The organism is Variovorax sp. 10L426, from assembly GCF_056395305.1.
Genome location: NZ_JBFTJF010000014.1, coordinates 59,949 through 75,322 on the forward strand (window position 1 = coordinate 59,949; position 15,374 = coordinate 75,322).

The 15,374-nt window shown below is 64.0% G+C and carries 15 protein-coding genes and 1 riboswitch; of the genes, 9 read left to right on the top strand and 6 right to left on the bottom strand.

Going from position 1 to position 15,374, the window contains the following annotated elements; all coding sequences use genetic code 11:
* Positions 1-7 precede the first annotated feature (7 nt).
* Positions 8-427 carry an acyl-CoA thioesterase gene (locus tag AC1DHL_RS20335; protein WP_478163162.1) on the bottom strand — a complete coding sequence of 140 codons (420 nt, stop codon included), beginning with the start codon at positions 425-427 and terminating at the stop codon, positions 8-10.
* A 40-nt stretch (positions 428-467) separates the two neighbouring features.
* Here AC1DHL_RS20335 and AC1DHL_RS20340 point away from each other — a divergent pair, with 40 nt between their 5' ends.
* Both AC1DHL_RS20340 and AC1DHL_RS20345 read left to right on the top strand, forming a co-directional pair.
* A complete protein-coding gene (locus tag AC1DHL_RS20340; RefSeq protein ID WP_478163163.1) occupies positions 468-2,300 on the top strand; it encodes an ABCB family ABC transporter ATP-binding protein/permease in 1,833 nt (610 codons plus the stop codon).
* 23 nt (positions 2,301-2,323) lie between these two features.
* Positions 2,324-3,262 (top strand): 2-hydroxyacid dehydrogenase, encoded by a 939-nt coding sequence (locus AC1DHL_RS20345; RefSeq protein WP_478163164.1) that lies wholly within the window; start codon positions 2,324-2,326, stop codon positions 3,260-3,262.
* Here the strand turns inward: AC1DHL_RS20345 and AC1DHL_RS20350 are convergent.
* Positions 3,259-4,713 carry an amidase gene (locus AC1DHL_RS20350; protein ID WP_478163165.1) on the bottom strand — a complete coding sequence of 485 codons (1,455 nt, stop codon included), beginning with the start codon at positions 4,711-4,713 and terminating at the stop codon, positions 3,259-3,261. The two genes, AC1DHL_RS20345 and AC1DHL_RS20350, sit on opposite strands and share 4 nt — an antisense overlap.
* A 36-nt stretch (positions 4,714-4,749) precedes the next feature.
* On the opposite strand from AC1DHL_RS20350, the gene AC1DHL_RS20355 reads away from it, so the two are divergent.
* The 5 genes from AC1DHL_RS20355 to AC1DHL_RS20375 all read left to right on the top strand — a co-directional run bounded on the left by AC1DHL_RS20355 (position 4,750) and on the right by AC1DHL_RS20375 (position 9,271).
* Positions 4,750-5,718 (top strand): LysR substrate-binding domain-containing protein, encoded by a 969-nt coding sequence (locus AC1DHL_RS20355; protein WP_478163166.1) that lies wholly within the window; start codon positions 4,750-4,752, stop codon positions 5,716-5,718.
* Positions 5,719-6,040: 322 nt separating this feature from the next.
* A complete protein-coding gene (locus AC1DHL_RS20360) occupies positions 6,041-6,943 on the top strand; it encodes an amino acid ABC transporter substrate-binding protein (RefSeq protein ID WP_478163167.1) in 903 nt (300 codons plus the stop codon).
* 88 nt (positions 6,944-7,031) lie between these two features.
* The gene (locus AC1DHL_RS20365) at positions 7,032-7,757 is read left to right on the top strand and encodes an amino acid ABC transporter permease (RefSeq protein ID WP_478163168.1); all 726 of its coding nucleotides are present in this window, start codon (positions 7,032-7,034) and stop codon (positions 7,755-7,757) included.
* A gap of 1 nt (position 7,758) precedes the next feature.
* Positions 7,759-8,424 carry an amino acid ABC transporter permease gene (locus AC1DHL_RS20370; protein WP_478163169.1) on the top strand — a complete coding sequence of 222 codons (666 nt, stop codon included), beginning with the start codon at positions 7,759-7,761 and terminating at the stop codon, positions 8,422-8,424.
* Between the two features lie 109 nt (positions 8,425-8,533).
* Positions 8,534-9,271, top strand: coding sequence for an amino acid ABC transporter ATP-binding protein (locus AC1DHL_RS20375; RefSeq protein WP_478163240.1), 738 nt, complete (start codon positions 8,534-8,536; stop codon positions 9,269-9,271).
* 135 nt (positions 9,272-9,406) lie between these two features.
* Here AC1DHL_RS20375 and AC1DHL_RS20380 read toward each other — a convergent pair whose 3' ends face one another.
* Positions 9,407-10,252 (bottom strand): GNAT family N-acetyltransferase, encoded by an 846-nt coding sequence (locus AC1DHL_RS20380; protein WP_478163170.1) that lies wholly within the window; start codon positions 10,250-10,252, stop codon positions 9,407-9,409.
* Between the two features lie 47 nt (positions 10,253-10,299).
* On the opposite strand from AC1DHL_RS20380, the gene AC1DHL_RS20385 reads away from it, so the two are divergent.
* Positions 10,300-10,518 (top strand): SlyX family protein, encoded by a 219-nt coding sequence (locus AC1DHL_RS20385; protein ID WP_478097706.1) that lies wholly within the window; start codon positions 10,300-10,302, stop codon positions 10,516-10,518.
* 30 nt (positions 10,519-10,548) lie between these two features.
* Here the strand turns inward: AC1DHL_RS20385 and AC1DHL_RS20390 are convergent, their stop codons facing one another.
* The 3 genes from AC1DHL_RS20390 to AC1DHL_RS20400 form a co-directional block, all read right to left on the bottom strand.
* Entirely contained in the window at positions 10,549-11,343 is a 795-nt protein-coding gene (locus AC1DHL_RS20390; protein WP_478163171.1) for an HAD-IIB family hydrolase, read from the bottom strand.
* Entirely contained in the window at positions 11,343-12,971 is a 1,629-nt protein-coding gene (locus AC1DHL_RS20395; RefSeq protein ID WP_478163172.1) for a peptide chain release factor 3, read from the bottom strand. The genes AC1DHL_RS20390 and AC1DHL_RS20395 overlap by 1 nt, the downstream gene beginning before the upstream one ends.
* Positions 12,972-13,067: 96 nt before the next feature.
* Positions 13,068-13,694, bottom strand: a complete 627-nt coding sequence (locus tag AC1DHL_RS20400) for a hypothetical protein (RefSeq protein ID WP_478163173.1) — start codon at positions 13,692-13,694, stop codon at positions 13,068-13,070.
* A 102-nt stretch (positions 13,695-13,796) separates the two neighbouring features.
* Positions 13,797-13,866, top strand: a riboswitch (S-adenosyl-L-homocysteine riboswitch).
* Positions 13,867-13,929: 63 nt separating this feature from the next.
* On the opposite strand from AC1DHL_RS20400, the gene ahcY reads away from it, so the two are divergent.
* Positions 13,930-15,363 (top strand): adenosylhomocysteinase, encoded by a 1,434-nt coding sequence (ahcY, locus tag AC1DHL_RS20405; protein WP_478163174.1) that lies wholly within the window; start codon positions 13,930-13,932, stop codon positions 15,361-15,363.
* Positions 15,364-15,374 lie beyond the last annotated feature (11 nt).

Below are 15,374 nucleotides of genomic sequence, written 5' to 3' on the forward strand. Positions count from 1 at the left end.
CTGGGGGTTAGCCTGATATCAGTCGGGGTCGCCCGTTGTCGTCGATGGCGACGTAGGTGAAGGTGGCTTCGGTCACCTTGATGTACTCGCCCTGGGCCCTGAAGCGCTCTGCGAACACCTCGACCGTCACGGTGATCGACGTGCGTCCGATGCGCACGAGCTTCGAATAGAACGACAGGATGTCGCCCAGCCGCACCGGTTGCTTGAATATGAATTCGTTGACGGCGACAGTCGCCATGCGGCCTTTGGCATAGCGCGCCGGAATGACGGAACCGGCCAGGTCACACTGCGCCATGACCCAGCCGCCGAAGATGTCGCCGTTGGCGTTGCAATCGGCCGGCATCGGGATGACCTTGAGCACAAGCTCCATGTCGGCCGGGAGGCTTTTGAGTGTGGCGGCCACGTTGGCACTGGAAGAAGCGGACATGGGCACAATCTGGAGCAAATAACAGCCACGATTGTCTCCCATGCGCCGCAGCGGCGAAGCCATTTCTTCACACCATCACGTCTCGGCCGGCCAGCCGGCCCGCAGCGATCGCTCCGACTGGGCGACGCTGCGCAGACTCTTCCCCTACCTCTGGCACTACAAATGGCGGGTGATGGCGGCGCTTGCCTTCATGATCGGCGCCAAGGTTGCCAACGTGGGCGTGCCGATCCTGCTCAAGAACCTGGTCGACGCGATGTCGATCAAGCCCGGCAGCGCCGCTTCGCTGCTGGTGGTGCCCATCGGCCTGCTCCTGGCCTATGGGCTGCTCCGGCTCTCGACAGCCGTTTTCAATGAATTGCGCGAACTGGTCTTCGCCAAGGCCACCGAGGGCGCGGCGCGCAGCATCTCGCTCGAAGTCTTCCGCCATCTCCATGCGCTGAGCCTGCGCTTCCACCTGGAGCGGCAGACGGGCGGGATGACGCGCGACATCGAGCGCGGCACGCGCGGCGTGCATTCGCTGATCTCGATGTCGCTCTACAGCATCGTGCCGACGATCATCGAACTGACGCTGGTGCTGTCGGTGCTCGGGGTGAAGTTCGACGCCGTCTTCGTCTGGATCACGCTGGCCGCGCTGGTGGTCTACATCTCGTTCACCGTCACGGTGACCGAATGGCGCACGAAGTTCCGCAAGACGATGAACGAGCTCGACTCGAAGGCGCAGAGTCATGCGGTCGATTCGCTGCTGAACTACGAGACGGTCAAGTATTTCAGCAACGAAGAATTCGAGGCCGGCCGCTACGACGAGAGCCTAGAGCGCTACCGCAAGGCGGCCGTCAAGAGCCAGACCACGCTGAGCATGCTCAACGCAGGGCAGCAGTGCCTGATCGCGGTCAGCCTCGTCGCGATGCTCTACCGTGCGACGCAGGGCGTGGTCGACGGACGCATGACGCTCGGCGATCTGGTGATGGTCAATGCCTTCATGATCCAGCTCTATATCCCGCTGAACTTCCTCGGTGTGATCTATCGCGAGATCAAGCAGAGCCTGACCGATCTCGACAAGATGTTCGTGCTGCTCGAAAAAGAGCGCGAGGTGCGCGATGCGCCGGGTGCGAAACCGTTGGCGGGCGTTGATTCGACCGTGCGCTTCGAGAACGTGAGCTTTGCCTACGAAGCGGCGCGGCCGATTCTCAAGAACGTCAGCTTCGAGATTCCGGCGGGTCAGACCGTCGCAGTGGTCGGGCCCTCGGGGTCGGGCAAGTCGACGATGGCCAGGCTCCTCTACCGCTTCTACGACGTGCAACAGGGCCGCGTCACGATCGGTGGTGAAGACATTCGCCAGGTGACCCAGGCCAGCGTGCGCCAGTCGATCGGCATCGTGCCGCAGGACACCGTGCTGTTCAACGACACCGTCGAATACAACATCGCCTACGGCCGCCCCGGTGCCAGTCGCGCCGAGGTAGAGGAGGCCGCACGCGCCGCGCGCATCCACGACTTCATCGCGCATACGCCAAAGGGCTATGAAACCACGGTGGGCGAACGCGGTCTCAAGCTTTCGGGCGGCGAGAAACAGCGCGTCGCGATTGCGCGCACGCTGCTCAAGAATCCGCCGATCGTGATCTTCGACGAGGCGACCTCCGCGCTGGATTCGGCCAACGAGCGGGCGATCCAGTCCGAGCTCAAGAGCGCCGCGCGCAACAAGACCACGCTCGTGATCGCGCACCGGCTGTCGACGGTTGTCGACGCGCACGAAATCCTCGTGCTCGAAAGCGGTGTGATCGTCGAGCGCGGCACCCATGCCGACTTGCTCGCACGACAGGGCAAGTACGCGCAGATGTGGAGACTGCAGAAGCTCGAGGCCGCGCCCGTACTGTGATTTGTTTTTCAGGAGTGATTTGAATGTCCGGGAAGATTCCTCTTTTGGTGCTCAACAGTCTTTCGAGTGCCCATCAGGCCCAGATTGGCGCGGTCTACGACGTGACCTACGCGCCCACCCCCGCCGAGCGGAAGGCGGCCGTCGCGGCGCACGGCGCGAAGTTCCGCGCGGTGCTGACCATCGGCGTCATCGGCATCACGCCCGAAGAGATTGCCGCGATGCCGAAGCTCGAACTCATCTGTGCGATGGGCGCGGGCTATGAAGGCCTTCCGCTGGAAGCGGCACGTGCGCGTGGCATCGCGACCGCCAACGGCGCAGGCACCAATGCCGACTGCGTGGCGGACCATGCCTTCGGTCTTCTGATCGGCATCGTGCGCCGCATCCGCACGCTGGATCTGCAGTGCCGGGAAGGCATCTGGCGCGAGGAGATTCCGCACCCGCCCAACGTCTCGGGCAAGAAGCTCGGCATCCTCGGGCTCGGCATCATCGGCCAGAAGATCGCCAAGCGCGCGGCCGGCTTCGACATGGAGATCGGCTATCACAACCGCAAGCCGCGCGAAGGCGTCGACCACCGCTATTTCGACAGCCTCGAAGCGCTGGCCGAATGGGCCGATGTGCTCGTGATCGCCACGCCGGGCGGCCAGGCCACGCGGCACCTGGTCAACGCGGAGATCCTCGATGCGATCGGCCCGCAGGGCTACCTGATCAACATCTCGCGCGGGAGCGTGGTCGACACCGAGGCCCTCGCGGCCGCACTGCGCGCCAACCGGATCGCCGGTGCGGGGCTCGATGTCTACGAGAGCGAGCCCAAGCGCCCTGAGCCGCTGATCGGCCTCGACAACGTCTTGCTGACGCCGCACATGGCAGGCTGGTCGCCCGAGGCGACGCAGGCATCCGTGAACCGGTTCATGGAAAACGCCGAAGGGCACTTCGCCGGACGCGGCGTCGTTTCGCCGATCTAACCCGACAGACCGTCCAGGACCGACGGCCGGATTGCGCTCCAGCCGCAGCTCTTGTCATAGGCATGGCCCAGCCGCAGTACAGCGAGATCGCTGTGGATCGGTCCGGCGATTTGCAGGCCCATCGGTAGCCCGCCCTCGCCGAAGCCCGCGCGAACGTTGAGCGTCGGAAGCCCGGCGAGCGTGAACGGCGTGACGATCTCCATCCATCGGTGGTAAGTGTCGCTTTGAACGTCACCGACCTTCTCCGGCCATGCGAGTTGGGCATCGAAGGGAAAGACCTGCGCCGTCGGCGCCACGACGAAATCGAAACTCTCGAACGCACGCACGAAGGCGCGATAGACGTTCGAGCGATAGACCGAGGCCTGATACAGCGCCGCGGCATCCAGCTTGTGGCTCTGCTCGACTTCCCACCGCGCTTCGGGCTTGAGCCGTTCGCGCAGGGCGGGGTCGACAAACGCCGCGCCGAGCTTGCCACCCACCAGCAACTGGCGCAGCCGCAGCCACGCGGTCCAGTTGTGTTCGCGCGGCACATCGAGCTGGTGCGGCTCGACCTTGCAGCCGAGGTCCCGGAAGGTCTGCAGGGCGCGCTCGCAGAGTTCGCGCACGCCGGGGGCGAGCGGCAGGTCGGGCCAAATGCTGCCGAGCCAGCCGATCCGCAGACCCTTCACGTCTCCTTCGAGCTCCATCGCATCGGGCGAGGGAAGGCTGTCCTGCAATGACAGCGGAACGCGGTGATCGAAGCCTGCCTGCACGGCGAGCAGGCGCGCTGCATCTTCGACGGTGCGGGCCATCGGGCCTTCGCAGCCGAGTTGCTGCATGAACAGTTCTTCATCCGGCGAGCCTGGCACCCGACCGCGTGAAGGCCGGAACCCGATCACGTTGTTGAAGGCGGCCGGGTTGCGAAGCGAGCCACCCATGTCGCTGCCATCGGCCACCGGCAGCATGCCAAGGGCCAGTGCCACGGCCGCGCCGCCGCTGCTGCCGCCGGCGGTCAGCGTCGGTTGATAGGCGTTCAGTGTGGTTCCGAAGACCGTGTTGTAGGTGTGCGAGCCGAGCCCGAACTCGGGCGTGTTCGTCTTGCCGATGACGATCGCGCCGGCGTTGCGGGCGCGTGCCACGTGCAGGCTGTCCGCCCGGGCCGGCGAACGTGGCGCCAATGGCGAACCCATCGAAGTCGGCAGCCCGACGGCATGGCTCAGGTCCTTCACGGCGAGCGGAAATCCATGCATCCAGCCGAGACGTTCACCGCGCGCGAGTTGGGCGTCGCGCTCGTCGGCCTCGGCCAGCGATTGCGCCGGATCGCGCAGCGAAACGATGGCGTTGAAGCGCGGATTCAGCGCCTCGATCCGCGCCAGGGTGGCGGCCATCAACTCGCGGCACGACAACTCGCGGGCTGCGATCCGGCGTGACAGGGTGGTGGCGTCGAGGGCGAGGAGGTCGTTGGGTTGCATGGCGGAAGTATGTCGCAGCGCTCGCATAATGGATTCATGGAAACCAAGTGGCTAGAAGACTTCGTCAGCCTTGCCGAGACGCGCAGTTTCAGTCGTTCGGCCCAATTGCGTCACGTCACGCAGCCTGCCTTTTCCCGCCGCATTCAGGCGCTGGAAGGATGGGCCGGCACCGACCTCGTCGATCGCAGTTCCTATCCGACGCGCCTGACGCCCGCAGGCCAGACGCTGTACGGCCAGGCGATCGAGATGTTGCAGGCCTTGCAGAGCACGCGCGCCATGCTGCGCGGGCATTCGGCGGCGGCGCAGGACGTGATCGAGTTCGCCGTTCCGCACACGCTGGCCTTTACGTTCTTCCCGTCCTGGGTCACGAGCCTGCGCGAACAGTTCGGCCCGATGAAGAGCCGGCTGATCGCCCTCAATGTGCATGACGCGGTTCTCCGCCTGGTGGAGGGCAGTTGCGATCTCCTGATCGCCTATCACCATCCCTCCCAGCCCTTGCCGCTCGATGCCACGCGCTACGAGATGGTGAGCCTTGGCGAAGAGGTGGTCGCGCCGTGGGTCAAGCCGGATGCCGAAGGCGCGCCGCGCTTCCGTCTGCCCGGGCGTGCCGGCCAGCCGCTTCCCTATCTCGGTTATGCGCCCGGTGCGTACCTTGGACGGGTGGTCGATCAGTTGCTCAAGGAGTCCGGCACGGCCATTCATCTCGACCGCGTCTACGAAACCGACATGGCCGAAGGCCTCAAGGTGATGGCGTTGGAAGGTCACGGCATTGCCTTCCTGCCGCAAAGCGCTGTCCGGAAAGAAGCGCGCGCACGCACGCTGGTGAGCGCGCTGCCGCCGGAGATCGATCGCCTGGAAGCAACCATGGAGATCCGCGCATACCGCGAACGACCCGCGGCGCCGTCGAAGGTCGTGGGCCGTAACGGCAAGGGCGACATGGCGCCGCCGCAGGCCAAGAGCACCGTCGAGGCGCTCTGGGCTTACCTGGTGGGTACGCAGCCGTGATGATGCCGCGCTGATGCCGGCAGATGTCGAGTTGTGCGCCGCACAAAACTATGAGGCCGAGGCATGTCAGCTGACGCATACGGCATTGGCGCTCGACATCCGGCTCCCTTACAGTCGCCGCGCAGTACTGGGCACAAAGACTGCTTGGAGACTTCCTGGAGAACAGGGACCCTGCGAAAAGCGTCAGGCGCACCAGTGCGGCACTCCTGCACATTGAATGCGATCGACCCCGGTGCGTCGTGCACCGGGTTGGTCCCGGTATCCCGCAGCATGTGAATGTCTAGAATCCCGACCTACCCTTAAGTCACCCAGGAGTATCCCTATGAAGAAGCAGGTATTGGCATTGGCCGCATTGGCTCTCGCCACGAGCGGAGCGTTTGCACAGGCCAATGACACCCTCGCCAAGATCAAGTCGACCGGCGCCGTCACCATGGGCGTGCGCGACTCGTCCGGTGCGCTGGCCTACACCATTGGCGATGGCAAGTTCGTGGGCTTCCATACGGAGATGTCCGAACGCATCCTGGCCGATATCCAGAAGCAATTGGGCCTGCCCAAGCTGGACATCAAGCGCCAATTGGTGACGTCGCAGAACCGCATTCCGCTGGTGCAGAACGGCACCGTCGATCTTGAATGCGGCTCGACCACCAACAACACGGCTCGCCAGAAGGACGTGGCCTTCGCTGTGACGACCTACGTCGAGGAAGTCCGGATCGCCGTCAAGGCCAATTCGGGCATCAACTCGATCAAGGACCTGAACGGCAAGAGCGTCGCCACCACCACCGGCACAACCTCGGTGCAGACGCTGCGCAAGAACGAACGCGCACAAGGCATCGACTTCAAGGAAGTCATGGGCAAGGACCACGCGGACAGCTTCCTGCTGCTCGAGACCGGCCGTGCCGATGCGTTCGTGATGGATGGCCAGATCCTCGCCGGCAACATCTCCAAGTCGAAGAATCCGGCCGATTTCAAGATCGTCGGCGAAGCGCTGTCGGTCGAGCCGATCGCCTGCATGGTTCGCAAGGATGACCCGGCCTTCCTGAAGGCCGTCGACGACAGCATCAAGCGCCAGATCGCCGACGGCTCGCTGGCCAAGCTCTACGACAAGTGGTTCATGCAGCCGATCCCGCCGACCAACACGAAGGTGGGCCTGCCGATGTCGGAAGCCACCAAGAATGCTTGGGCGAACCCCAACAACAAGCCGATGGAAGCGTACGTCGCGAAGTGATCGGCATGGGCTGAAACCAGGCGCCCGCCCTTTTCGGCGGGCGTTTGTTTTCAGGATTCAATCAAGCAAGAACGATTGAGGAGGTGTGATGGGAACTTGGGATTGGCAGGTATTCCTGGAAGACCCGGGCGGCAAGATTCCGACGTACTGGCAATGGCTGGTCTCCGCCTGGGGCTGGACGGTGGCGGTGTCGCTTTGCTCGCTGGTCGTGGCGTTGGTGATCGGCTCCATCGTGGGCGTGATTCGCACGCTGCCGAACAGCCCCTGGCTGGTTCGCTTCGGCAACGCCTGGGTCGAACTGTTCCGCAACATTCCGCTGCTGGTGCAGATCTTTCTCTGGTACCACGTGGTGCCGAAGATCTTTCCGATCTTTGCCGGCGTGCCGCCGTTCCTGCTGGTGGTCTTCGCGCTTGGCTTCTTCACTTCGTCGCGGATCGCCGAACAGTTGCGCTCCGGCATCCAGGCGCTGCCAAAGGGGCAACGCTACGCGGGCATGGCGATGGGTTTCACCACGCCTCAGTACTACCGCTACGTGATCCTGCCGATGGCCTATCGCATCATCATTCCGCCGCTCACCAGCGAATCGATGAACATCTTCAAGAATTCGTCGGTCGCTTTCGCGGTGTCGATTCCCGAGATGATCCAGTTCGCGATGCAGGCCGGCGAGGAGACTTCGCGCGTGTCGGAGATGTACCTTGCCGTGACGGTGCTCTACGTCATTTCGGCGATGATCATCAACCGCATCATGGCCTGGGTCGAGAAGAAGGTCCGGGTGCCCGGCTTCGTGGCGGCCGGTGGAACGGGAGGCCATTGAGATGAATCTCGATCTTTCATTCTTCACGTGGGCCACGGTCAGCAGTTATTTGCTGAAGGGCTTTTACTTCAGCATCTTCCTGACAGTCGTCGCGACTGCGGGCGGCATCGTGTTCGGCACCTTGCTGGCGCTGATGCGGCTTTCGGGCAAGAAGTGGCTCGATATGCCGGCCGCCATCTATGTCAACGGCATGCGCAGCATTCCGCTGGTGATGATGATCCTGTGGTTCTTCCTGCTGGTGCCCTTCTTCATCGGCCGGCCGGTCGGCGCCGAGTATTCGGCGATCATCACCTTCATCGCCTTCGAGGCGGCGTACTTCAGCGAGATCATGCGCGCGGGCATCCAGTCGATTCCGCGCGGCCAGGTCTTCGCAGGCCAGGCCGTGGGCATGACCTACAGCCAGAACATGAAGCTCGTGATCCTGCCGCAGGCCTTCCGCAACATGCTGCCGGTGCTGCTGACGCAAACCATCATCCTGTTCCAGGACACCTCGCTGGTCTATGCCATCGGCGCATACGATCTGTTCAAGGGCTTCGATACCATCGCCAAGAATTTCGGCCGGCCGGTGGAGGCCTACCTGTTGGCCGCGGTCGTCTACTTCGTGCTCTGCTATTCGCTCTCGCGTCTGGTCAAGATGCTCCACAAGAAGATCGCCATCATCCGCTGAAGGAGAAACCATGAACCCCCACGCTCATCACTTCGTGTATTCGCTGCCCCCCGAGGGGGCGCACGCCTCCCTTGGGGCGGCCCGGCGGGAGGCCTGAATGTCCGACAAAATGATTGAAATCAAGAACGTCTCCAAGTGGTACGGGCCCGTCCAGGTGCTCAACGACTGCTCGGTGAGCATCGCGAAGGGCGACGTGGTCGTGGTGTGCGGTCCCTCGGGCTCCGGCAAGTCCACGTTGATCAAGACCGTGAACGCGCTCGAGCCTTTCCAGAAGGGCGAGATCTCGGTCAACGGCATTCCGCTGCACGACCCCAAGACCAATCTTCCGCAGTTGCGCTCGAAGGTGGGCATGGTGTTCCAGCACTTCGAGCTTTTTCCGCATCTCTCGGTGACGGAGAACCTCACGATCGCGCAGATCAAGGTGCTCGGCCGCAGCGCCGACGAAGCGAAAACCCGCGGCCTGAAGATGCTCGACCGTGTGGGCCTGATGGCGCATAAGGACAAGTTCCCCGGCCAGCTCTCCGGCGGCCAGCAGCAGCGCGTGGCGATCGCCCGCGCGCTCAGCATGGACCCCATCGTGATGCTGTTCGACGAGCCGACCTCCGCGCTGGATCCCGAGATGGTGGGCGAGGTGCTCGACGTGATGGTGGCGCTGGCCAAGGAAGGCATGACCATGATGGTGGTCACGCACGAAATGGGCTTCGCCCGCAAGGTTGCGAGCCGCGTGATCTTCATCGACGTGGGCGGCCGGATTCTCGAAGACTGTTCGAAGGATGAGTTCTTCGGTCATCCTGAGAACCGGCAGCCGCGCACGAAGGACTTCCTCAACAAGATCCTGGCGCATTGAGCTCGCCCCCAGGTTGCTCCGCACTTCGTGTCGGGGCGCCCACCCCCTACCGGGGGCGCAGCCAGCGGCCCGGCGAAGCCGGTTCCGCGGCAGCCCTGGAATGAAAGCCCCGCGTGCGGGGCTTTCTTGTTGGCGCTAGCCTAGTTCGAAGGTGGTGATGCCGTAGAGCCTGTTCAACTCGCAGGTGGGGGCGGGGCCTGCGTACATGCGGGCGGTTTCGAAGACGCTGTGCATGGTATGCCTCTTCGCAAGCTCGACGGCGTCGGGGTTGGGCAGCGGGACGTCCAGATAGATGGCTTCTCCGGCAGCTGCGCTAGCGCGAAGCGTTTCGAAGAGCGTGTTCGCTACTTGCGGGTCATCCGCAATCAATGGGCCGATCTTGTGGCCTTCGCGGCAGCGCCGGATGAGTCCCCATCCTGCGAGCCTTCCCTCCGCCACGCAAGCCAATCCTGTTGCATCGGGCATCGAGATCCAAGTGCGCAGGAACGCCTCGCGCGGCGCCGGAAACACGCGGCGATCATCGGCGCAGAGCGATGCGAAGTCGATCGAGCCGAGCGGGACGACCTGCGCGAACATGGCAGGGTCCGTGGGTCGCGCGATGCCGGCGAAGCGGACGTTGTTCCATGCCAGTTCGAAGCCGCTGCGGCGATAGTTGTCCTGTTGGGCGGGCACGCCGTCGAGCCCGACGACCTGTCCGGCGAGCCGGTCCATGCCTGCCTTCCACAGGCGAAGTCCGACGCCTTGCCCCCGCCAAGCAGGCGCGACGATGTACAGGCCGATGAAGCCGAAGCGTCCGCCGTAGGAGACTGCACTGATGCAGCCCACGGCCTCGCCCTGGTGCTCGGCCACAAGGAAGCCCTCGGCGTCGGCTGCATGAAAACAGGCGGCGTCGTGCAGCCCCGGGTTCCATCCTTCGCGCGCAGCCCATTCGATCACGAGCGGCATCTCGTCGCTGCGAAGTGTGCGAATCGTGAGGTCCATGCGCGGCATTTTCTCCCCATCGCCTCTACATCCTGTCCAATAGCGGCATGGACACCTCGCATGATGCCGACCGCCGCCTGAACGAGCTTGAAATCAAGGCAAGCTTCACCGAAGACCTGCTGGATCAACTGAACCTGACCATCTACAGGCAACAGCAGCAGATCGACAGCCTCATGCTCCAGGTGGCGCAGCTCCGGCAGCAGATCCCCGAAGGCGGCGCTGGCGGATCGCGCAACCTGCGCGACGAACTGCCGCCCCACTATTGAGGTTGAGGGAACGGAAGCCGCGATCTGCGGCTAGTTCCGGCGTTCGCTGAGCACTGCCGCCGCCACTTCGGCGAATCCGGCGCCGCGCTCGTGCCGTGCGACGTAGCGCGGCAGATGCGGCAAGGCAGCCTCGAAGCGGCGGACGTTCGCGACGCCGATGCTGTGTTCGAAGTGCTCGAACATCAGCGCGTCATTGGTGGAGTCGCCGACGTAGGCCCAGCGCGCCATTTCGGCGTCAAGGTCGCGATCCCAGAGTTCGCGCACGATCCAACGGGCGCCGGCGAGCTTGTTGTGATCGCCGTACCAGCCGTTGACGTGGATGCTGCTCACGGTCGCGTGCATGTCCTCGCTTCGCATCAATGCGACGACGGCGGCGATCTCTGAATCGCTCAGGGTGGCGAACTCGCTGTGATCGATCGCGATGTCGCATTCGCGTCCGGTCGAATCGGTGGCGCGTCGGGCGGTGGGAATCTCGCGTTCGATGCGCGCGAGCACGGTCTGCATGCGCTCGAAGTTGTGAGCGCGGGTCGCCGCATCTTGCTGGTAGTGCTTTTCGAGTTCGCCAGTGGCAGATGGCACCAGCGCGACCGCGCCGTTCTCGGCAACGATCGCGTCGATCGGCCACGCTGTCGCGAAAGGTTCGCTCCAGCCGACCGGCCGACCGGTGACGGCGACCACATGCAGGCCCACGGCCTTCAGTGCGGCCATCGACTGCAAGGCATCGGGCGTGATCGCGCCTTCGGTTGTCAGCGTGTCGTCGATGTCGGTGAAGACGCCGATCAACTGGCGCCGCGCCTGCAACGGCCACTGACTCAGCGGCTGCATCAACCCGCCGTTTGCAGCGCGAGGCCTGCATGCTCCCGCAGCGGATGGAAATGGATCTTGGGAAAGCGCTCCTGCGCCAGCCGCACGTCGTAGGGCGAGGTGCACAGGAAGGCGAGCGTGTCGGCCGCGTCGCGCGCCATGCGTGCGGGATAGGCATCGACGAAAGTGCGCAGCTCGGCCGGCGTATCGGCGGTGATCCACCGTGCCCCGGTGTATTGACAGCCTTCGAGTCGTACGTCGGCGTCGTACTCAGTCTTCAGGCGGTGCTGCACGACCTCGAACTGCAGTTGCCCGACCGCGCCGAGCAGCATCGGTCCGCCGATCTCGGGGCGGAACACCTGGATCGCGCCTTCTTCACCCAGCTGTGCCAGGCCTTGCTGCAATTGCTTGGTGCGCAGCGGGTTCTTCAGGATCACCGTCATGAACAACTCGGGCGCAAAGAAGGGCAGGCCGGTGAACTGCAACGACGCGCCGTCGGTGATGGTGTCGCCCAACTGCACACCGCCGTGCGTGGTGAAGCCGACGATGTCGCCGGCATAGGCTTCCTCGACGGCCTCGCGGCGCTGGCTCATGAAGGTCACGACGCTGGTCGGCCGCAGTTCCTTGGCGGTGCGCTGCACCTTGAGCTTCATGCCCGGCGTGTATCGGCCCGAAGCCATTCGCACGAAGGCGATGCGATCGCGGTGGTTGGCATCCATGTTGGCCTGCACCTTGAAGACGACGCCAGCGAAATCCTTGTCATCCGGGTGGACCTCTTTCGTGACGGGCTGGCGGTTGACCATCGTCGTGCTCACGCGCGGTTGCGGCGGCGGTGCGAGGTCGACCAGCGCATCGAGCACTTCCATCACCCCGAAGTTGTTGACGCCGGAGCCGAAGAACACGGGCGTCTGCTTGCCGGCGAGGAAGGCCTCGCGATCCCAGGCGGGCGATGCGCCGGTGGCGAGTTCCATGCTCTCCATGGCCGTTTCGAATTCATGGCCGAAGCGCTTCTGGAGCGCCTCGCGATCGGTCAGGGGAATGGTCTCGAAGTCCTGTGGGAGTCGCTCGCTGCCCGACTCGAACACCGTCATTGCGTGGGTACGCAAGTTCACGATGCCACCGAAGGACTTGCCCTGTCCGACCGGCCAGGTCATCGGCACACAGGGCATGCCCAGCTCGCGCTCGATCTCGTCGAGCAGTTCGAGCGGCTCGCGCACTTCGCGGTCCATCTTGTTGACGAAGGTGATGATGGGCGTGTCGCGCTGGCGGCAGACCTCGATCAGGCGGCGCGTCTGTGCTTCGACACCGTTGGCCGCGTCGATCACCATCAGCGCCGAATCGACGGCGGTGAGAACGCGGTAGGTGTCTTCGGAGAAGTCCTTGTGGCCCGGCGTGTCGAGCAGGTTGATGACGTGCTCGCGATAGGCCATCTGCATCACCGAGGATGCGACCGAGATGCCGCGCTGCTTCTCGATCTCCATCCAGTCCGACGTGGCATGTCGCGAAGCCTTGCGCGCCTTGACGGAGCCGGCAATCTGGATCGCGCCAGAGAACAGCAGCAGCTTTTCAGTCAGCGTGGTCTTGCCGGCGTCCGGGTGGGAAATGATCGCAAAAGTGCGGCGGCGGCGGGTTTCGGAGGCGAATGTCATGGGGTGAACGCGGTGCGCGCTCACGGGCGCGGGCGGCAGAAGGCAAAGCCCGCAATTTTACCGAGCGACCCGCCGATGCGCCGGCCGACACCGCATTTACATGGGCGGCGTGAATCCGTTGCGGCCCACGAGCAGGCTCGAGGCGGTCGGCTTGCCATCCTTCACTTGCACCGAGACGACGACCTTTGCGCCCTGGACCAACAGGGCCGACTGATCGTCCTGTGCGGGCTTGAAGGTGACGATCGGCGTGCCGGGCGGGACGATCACGGTCTTTTCGCCATCCGCGTACTTGAGCGTCAGCTTCAGGCCGCCCCGTCCCGAGGAGGGCGCGGCGCCCAGCGATGAAACCGTGGCGTTCGTCATCGTGCCGTTGGGCATGTAGTCCCAGGGATAGAAACCTTCGGCGGTCCCGCGCATGGACTCGGGAAACACCAAGACCTCGACGGCGCGCTGGGTGCCATCGGGCTGCGGCACCGAACCGGCACCGACGAAGCTGTTGGCCTTGATGGCGGCCGGCGTCAGGGGGAGCACCTCGAGGACGCGCAGGTTGGCGGGGCGCGCCATGGTGACGACTTCGCCGCCGCGGCCCTTGACGGTCAGGGTGTTCGCGTCGACGTGCACAAGGACACCTCGTACGCGTACGGCTTGCGCCCAGGCAGCAGCCGGCACAACGACCGAGGCGGCAATCACGAACGAAGTGACAAGAACTCCGGCTTTGAACATGTTGTAACGCCTCTGACTCAGTGGTTCCGGGGAAGCGTTGGAGTCTAGGACTGATCAAAAAGTGCTGCTGGCGACGCTTCGCCGCCAAGCGCTAAAATGCCTCGTTCCGAGGAGCGTTGCAGCGCCGCCAGGCGTGAGGCTCGGACCACCATCGCAACCACGCTCACCCGCTGTTCTCGCGGTGAGTCCTTTCCCCGAACGCAGTGGCATCTTTCAAACTTGCTTTGGAGCCAACATGAGCGCCGTTCTCAAGAACCCGTCTTCCACCGACCAGGCCATCACCGACATTTCCCTTGCCGCCTGGGGCCGCAAGGAAATCCGCATCGCCGAAACCGAAATGCCCGGCCTGATGGCCATCCGCGAAGAGTTCGCCAAGAGCCAGCCGCTCAAGGGCGCGCGCATCACCGGATCGCTGCACATGACGATCCAGACAGCCGTGCTGATCGAGACCCTGCAGGCGCTGGGCGCCAACGTGCGCTGGGCTTCGTGCAACATCTTCTCGACGCAGGACCACGCTGCCGCCGCCATTGCCGCTGCCGGCACGCCGGTGTTTGCGATCAAGGGCGAATCGCTGGAAGACTACTGGGACTACACCCATCGCATCTTCGACTTCGGCCCCAAGGGTTCGGCTGGCGAAGGCCCCAACATGATCCTGGACGACGGCGGCGACGCCACGCTGCTGATGCACCTGGGCCAGCGCGCCGAAAAGGACCAGAGCGTTCTCGCCAACCCGACCAGCGATGAAGAGCGCATCCTCTATGCGGCCATCAAAGCGAAGCTCGCGGTGGATCCGACCTGGTACACCCGCAAGTCGGCCGAAATCATCGGCGTGACCGAGGAAACCACCACCGGCGTCCACCGACTGAACGAGATGAGTGCCAAGGGCACGCTGCTGTTCCGCGCCATCAACGTCAACGACTCGGTGACCAAGAGCAAGTTCGACAACCTCTACGGCTGCCGCGAATCGCTGGTGGACGGCATCAAGCGCGCCACCGACGTGATGATCGCGGGCAAGGTTGCCTGCGTGGCCGGCTACGGTGACGTGGGCAAGGGCTCGGCCCAGGCACTGCGCGCATTGAGCGCCCAGGTGTGGGTCACCGAGATCGACCCGATCAACGCACTGCAGGCCGCGATGGAAGGCTACAAGGTCGTCACCATGGAATATGCCGCCGACAAGGCCGACATCTTCGTGACCACCACCGGCAACCGCGACGTGATCCGCCACGAGCACATGCTCGCGATGAAGAACCAGGCGATCGTCTGCAACATCGGGCACTTCGACAACGAGATCGAAGTGGCATCGCTCGAGAAGTACGAGTGGGAAGAGATCAAGCCCCAGGTCGATCACATCACCTTCCCTGACGGCAAGAAGATCATCCTGCTGGCCAAGGGCCGTCTGGTGAACCTGGGCTGCGGCACCGGTCATCCGAGCTTCGTGATGTCGTCGTCCTTCGCGAACCAGACCATCGCGCAGATCGAACTCTTCACCAAGCCTGATGCCTATCAGGCCGGCAAGGTCTATGTGCTGCCCAAGCACCTCGACGAAAAGGTCGCCCGCCTGCACCTGAAGAAGGTCGGCGCCATGTTGACCGAGCTGACGGACGCACAGGCTGCGTACATCGGTGTCGACAAGAACGGCCCCTACAAGCCGGACACCTACCGCTATTGAGCGGACACGGA

What these genes read in the sequence shown, in the direction of transcription:
- AC1DHL_RS20335 (WP_478163162.1), bottom strand. Translation starts at nt 427, where the DNA reads ATGTCCGCTTCTTCCAGTGCCAACGTGGCCGCCACACTCAAAAGCCTC.
- AC1DHL_RS20340 (WP_478163163.1), top strand. Translation starts at nt 468, where the DNA reads ATGCGCCGCAGCGGCGAAGCCATTTCTTCACACCATCACGTCTCGGCC.
- AC1DHL_RS20345 (WP_478163164.1), top strand. Translation starts at nt 2,324, where the DNA reads ATGTCCGGGAAGATTCCTCTTTTGGTGCTCAACAGTCTTTCGAGTGCC.
- AC1DHL_RS20350 (WP_478163165.1), bottom strand. Translation starts at nt 4,713, where the DNA reads ATGCAACCCAACGACCTCCTCGCCCTCGACGCCACCACCCTGTCACGC.
- AC1DHL_RS20355 (WP_478163166.1), top strand. Translation starts at nt 4,750, where the DNA reads ATGGAAACCAAGTGGCTAGAAGACTTCGTCAGCCTTGCCGAGACGCGC.
- AC1DHL_RS20360 (WP_478163167.1), top strand. Translation starts at nt 6,041, where the DNA reads ATGAAGAAGCAGGTATTGGCATTGGCCGCATTGGCTCTCGCCACGAGC.
- AC1DHL_RS20365 (WP_478163168.1), top strand. Translation starts at nt 7,032, where the DNA reads ATGGGAACTTGGGATTGGCAGGTATTCCTGGAAGACCCGGGCGGCAAG.
- AC1DHL_RS20370 (WP_478163169.1), top strand. Translation starts at nt 7,759, where the DNA reads ATGAATCTCGATCTTTCATTCTTCACGTGGGCCACGGTCAGCAGTTAT.
- AC1DHL_RS20375 (WP_478163240.1), top strand. Translation starts at nt 8,534, where the DNA reads ATGATTGAAATCAAGAACGTCTCCAAGTGGTACGGGCCCGTCCAGGTG.
- AC1DHL_RS20380 (WP_478163170.1), bottom strand. Translation starts at nt 10,252, where the DNA reads ATGGACCTCACGATTCGCACACTTCGCAGCGACGAGATGCCGCTCGTG.
- AC1DHL_RS20385 (WP_478097706.1), top strand. Translation starts at nt 10,300, where the DNA reads ATGGACACCTCGCATGATGCCGACCGCCGCCTGAACGAGCTTGAAATC.
- AC1DHL_RS20390 (WP_478163171.1), bottom strand. Translation starts at nt 11,343, where the DNA reads ATGCAGCCGCTGAGTCAGTGGCCGTTGCAGGCGCGGCGCCAGTTGATC.
- AC1DHL_RS20395 (WP_478163172.1), bottom strand. Translation starts at nt 12,971, where the DNA reads ATGACATTCGCCTCCGAAACCCGCCGCCGCCGCACTTTTGCGATCATT.
- AC1DHL_RS20400 (WP_478163173.1), bottom strand. Translation starts at nt 13,694, where the DNA reads ATGTTCAAAGCCGGAGTTCTTGTCACTTCGTTCGTGATTGCCGCCTCG.
- ahcY (WP_478163174.1), top strand. Translation starts at nt 13,930, where the DNA reads ATGAGCGCCGTTCTCAAGAACCCGTCTTCCACCGACCAGGCCATCACC.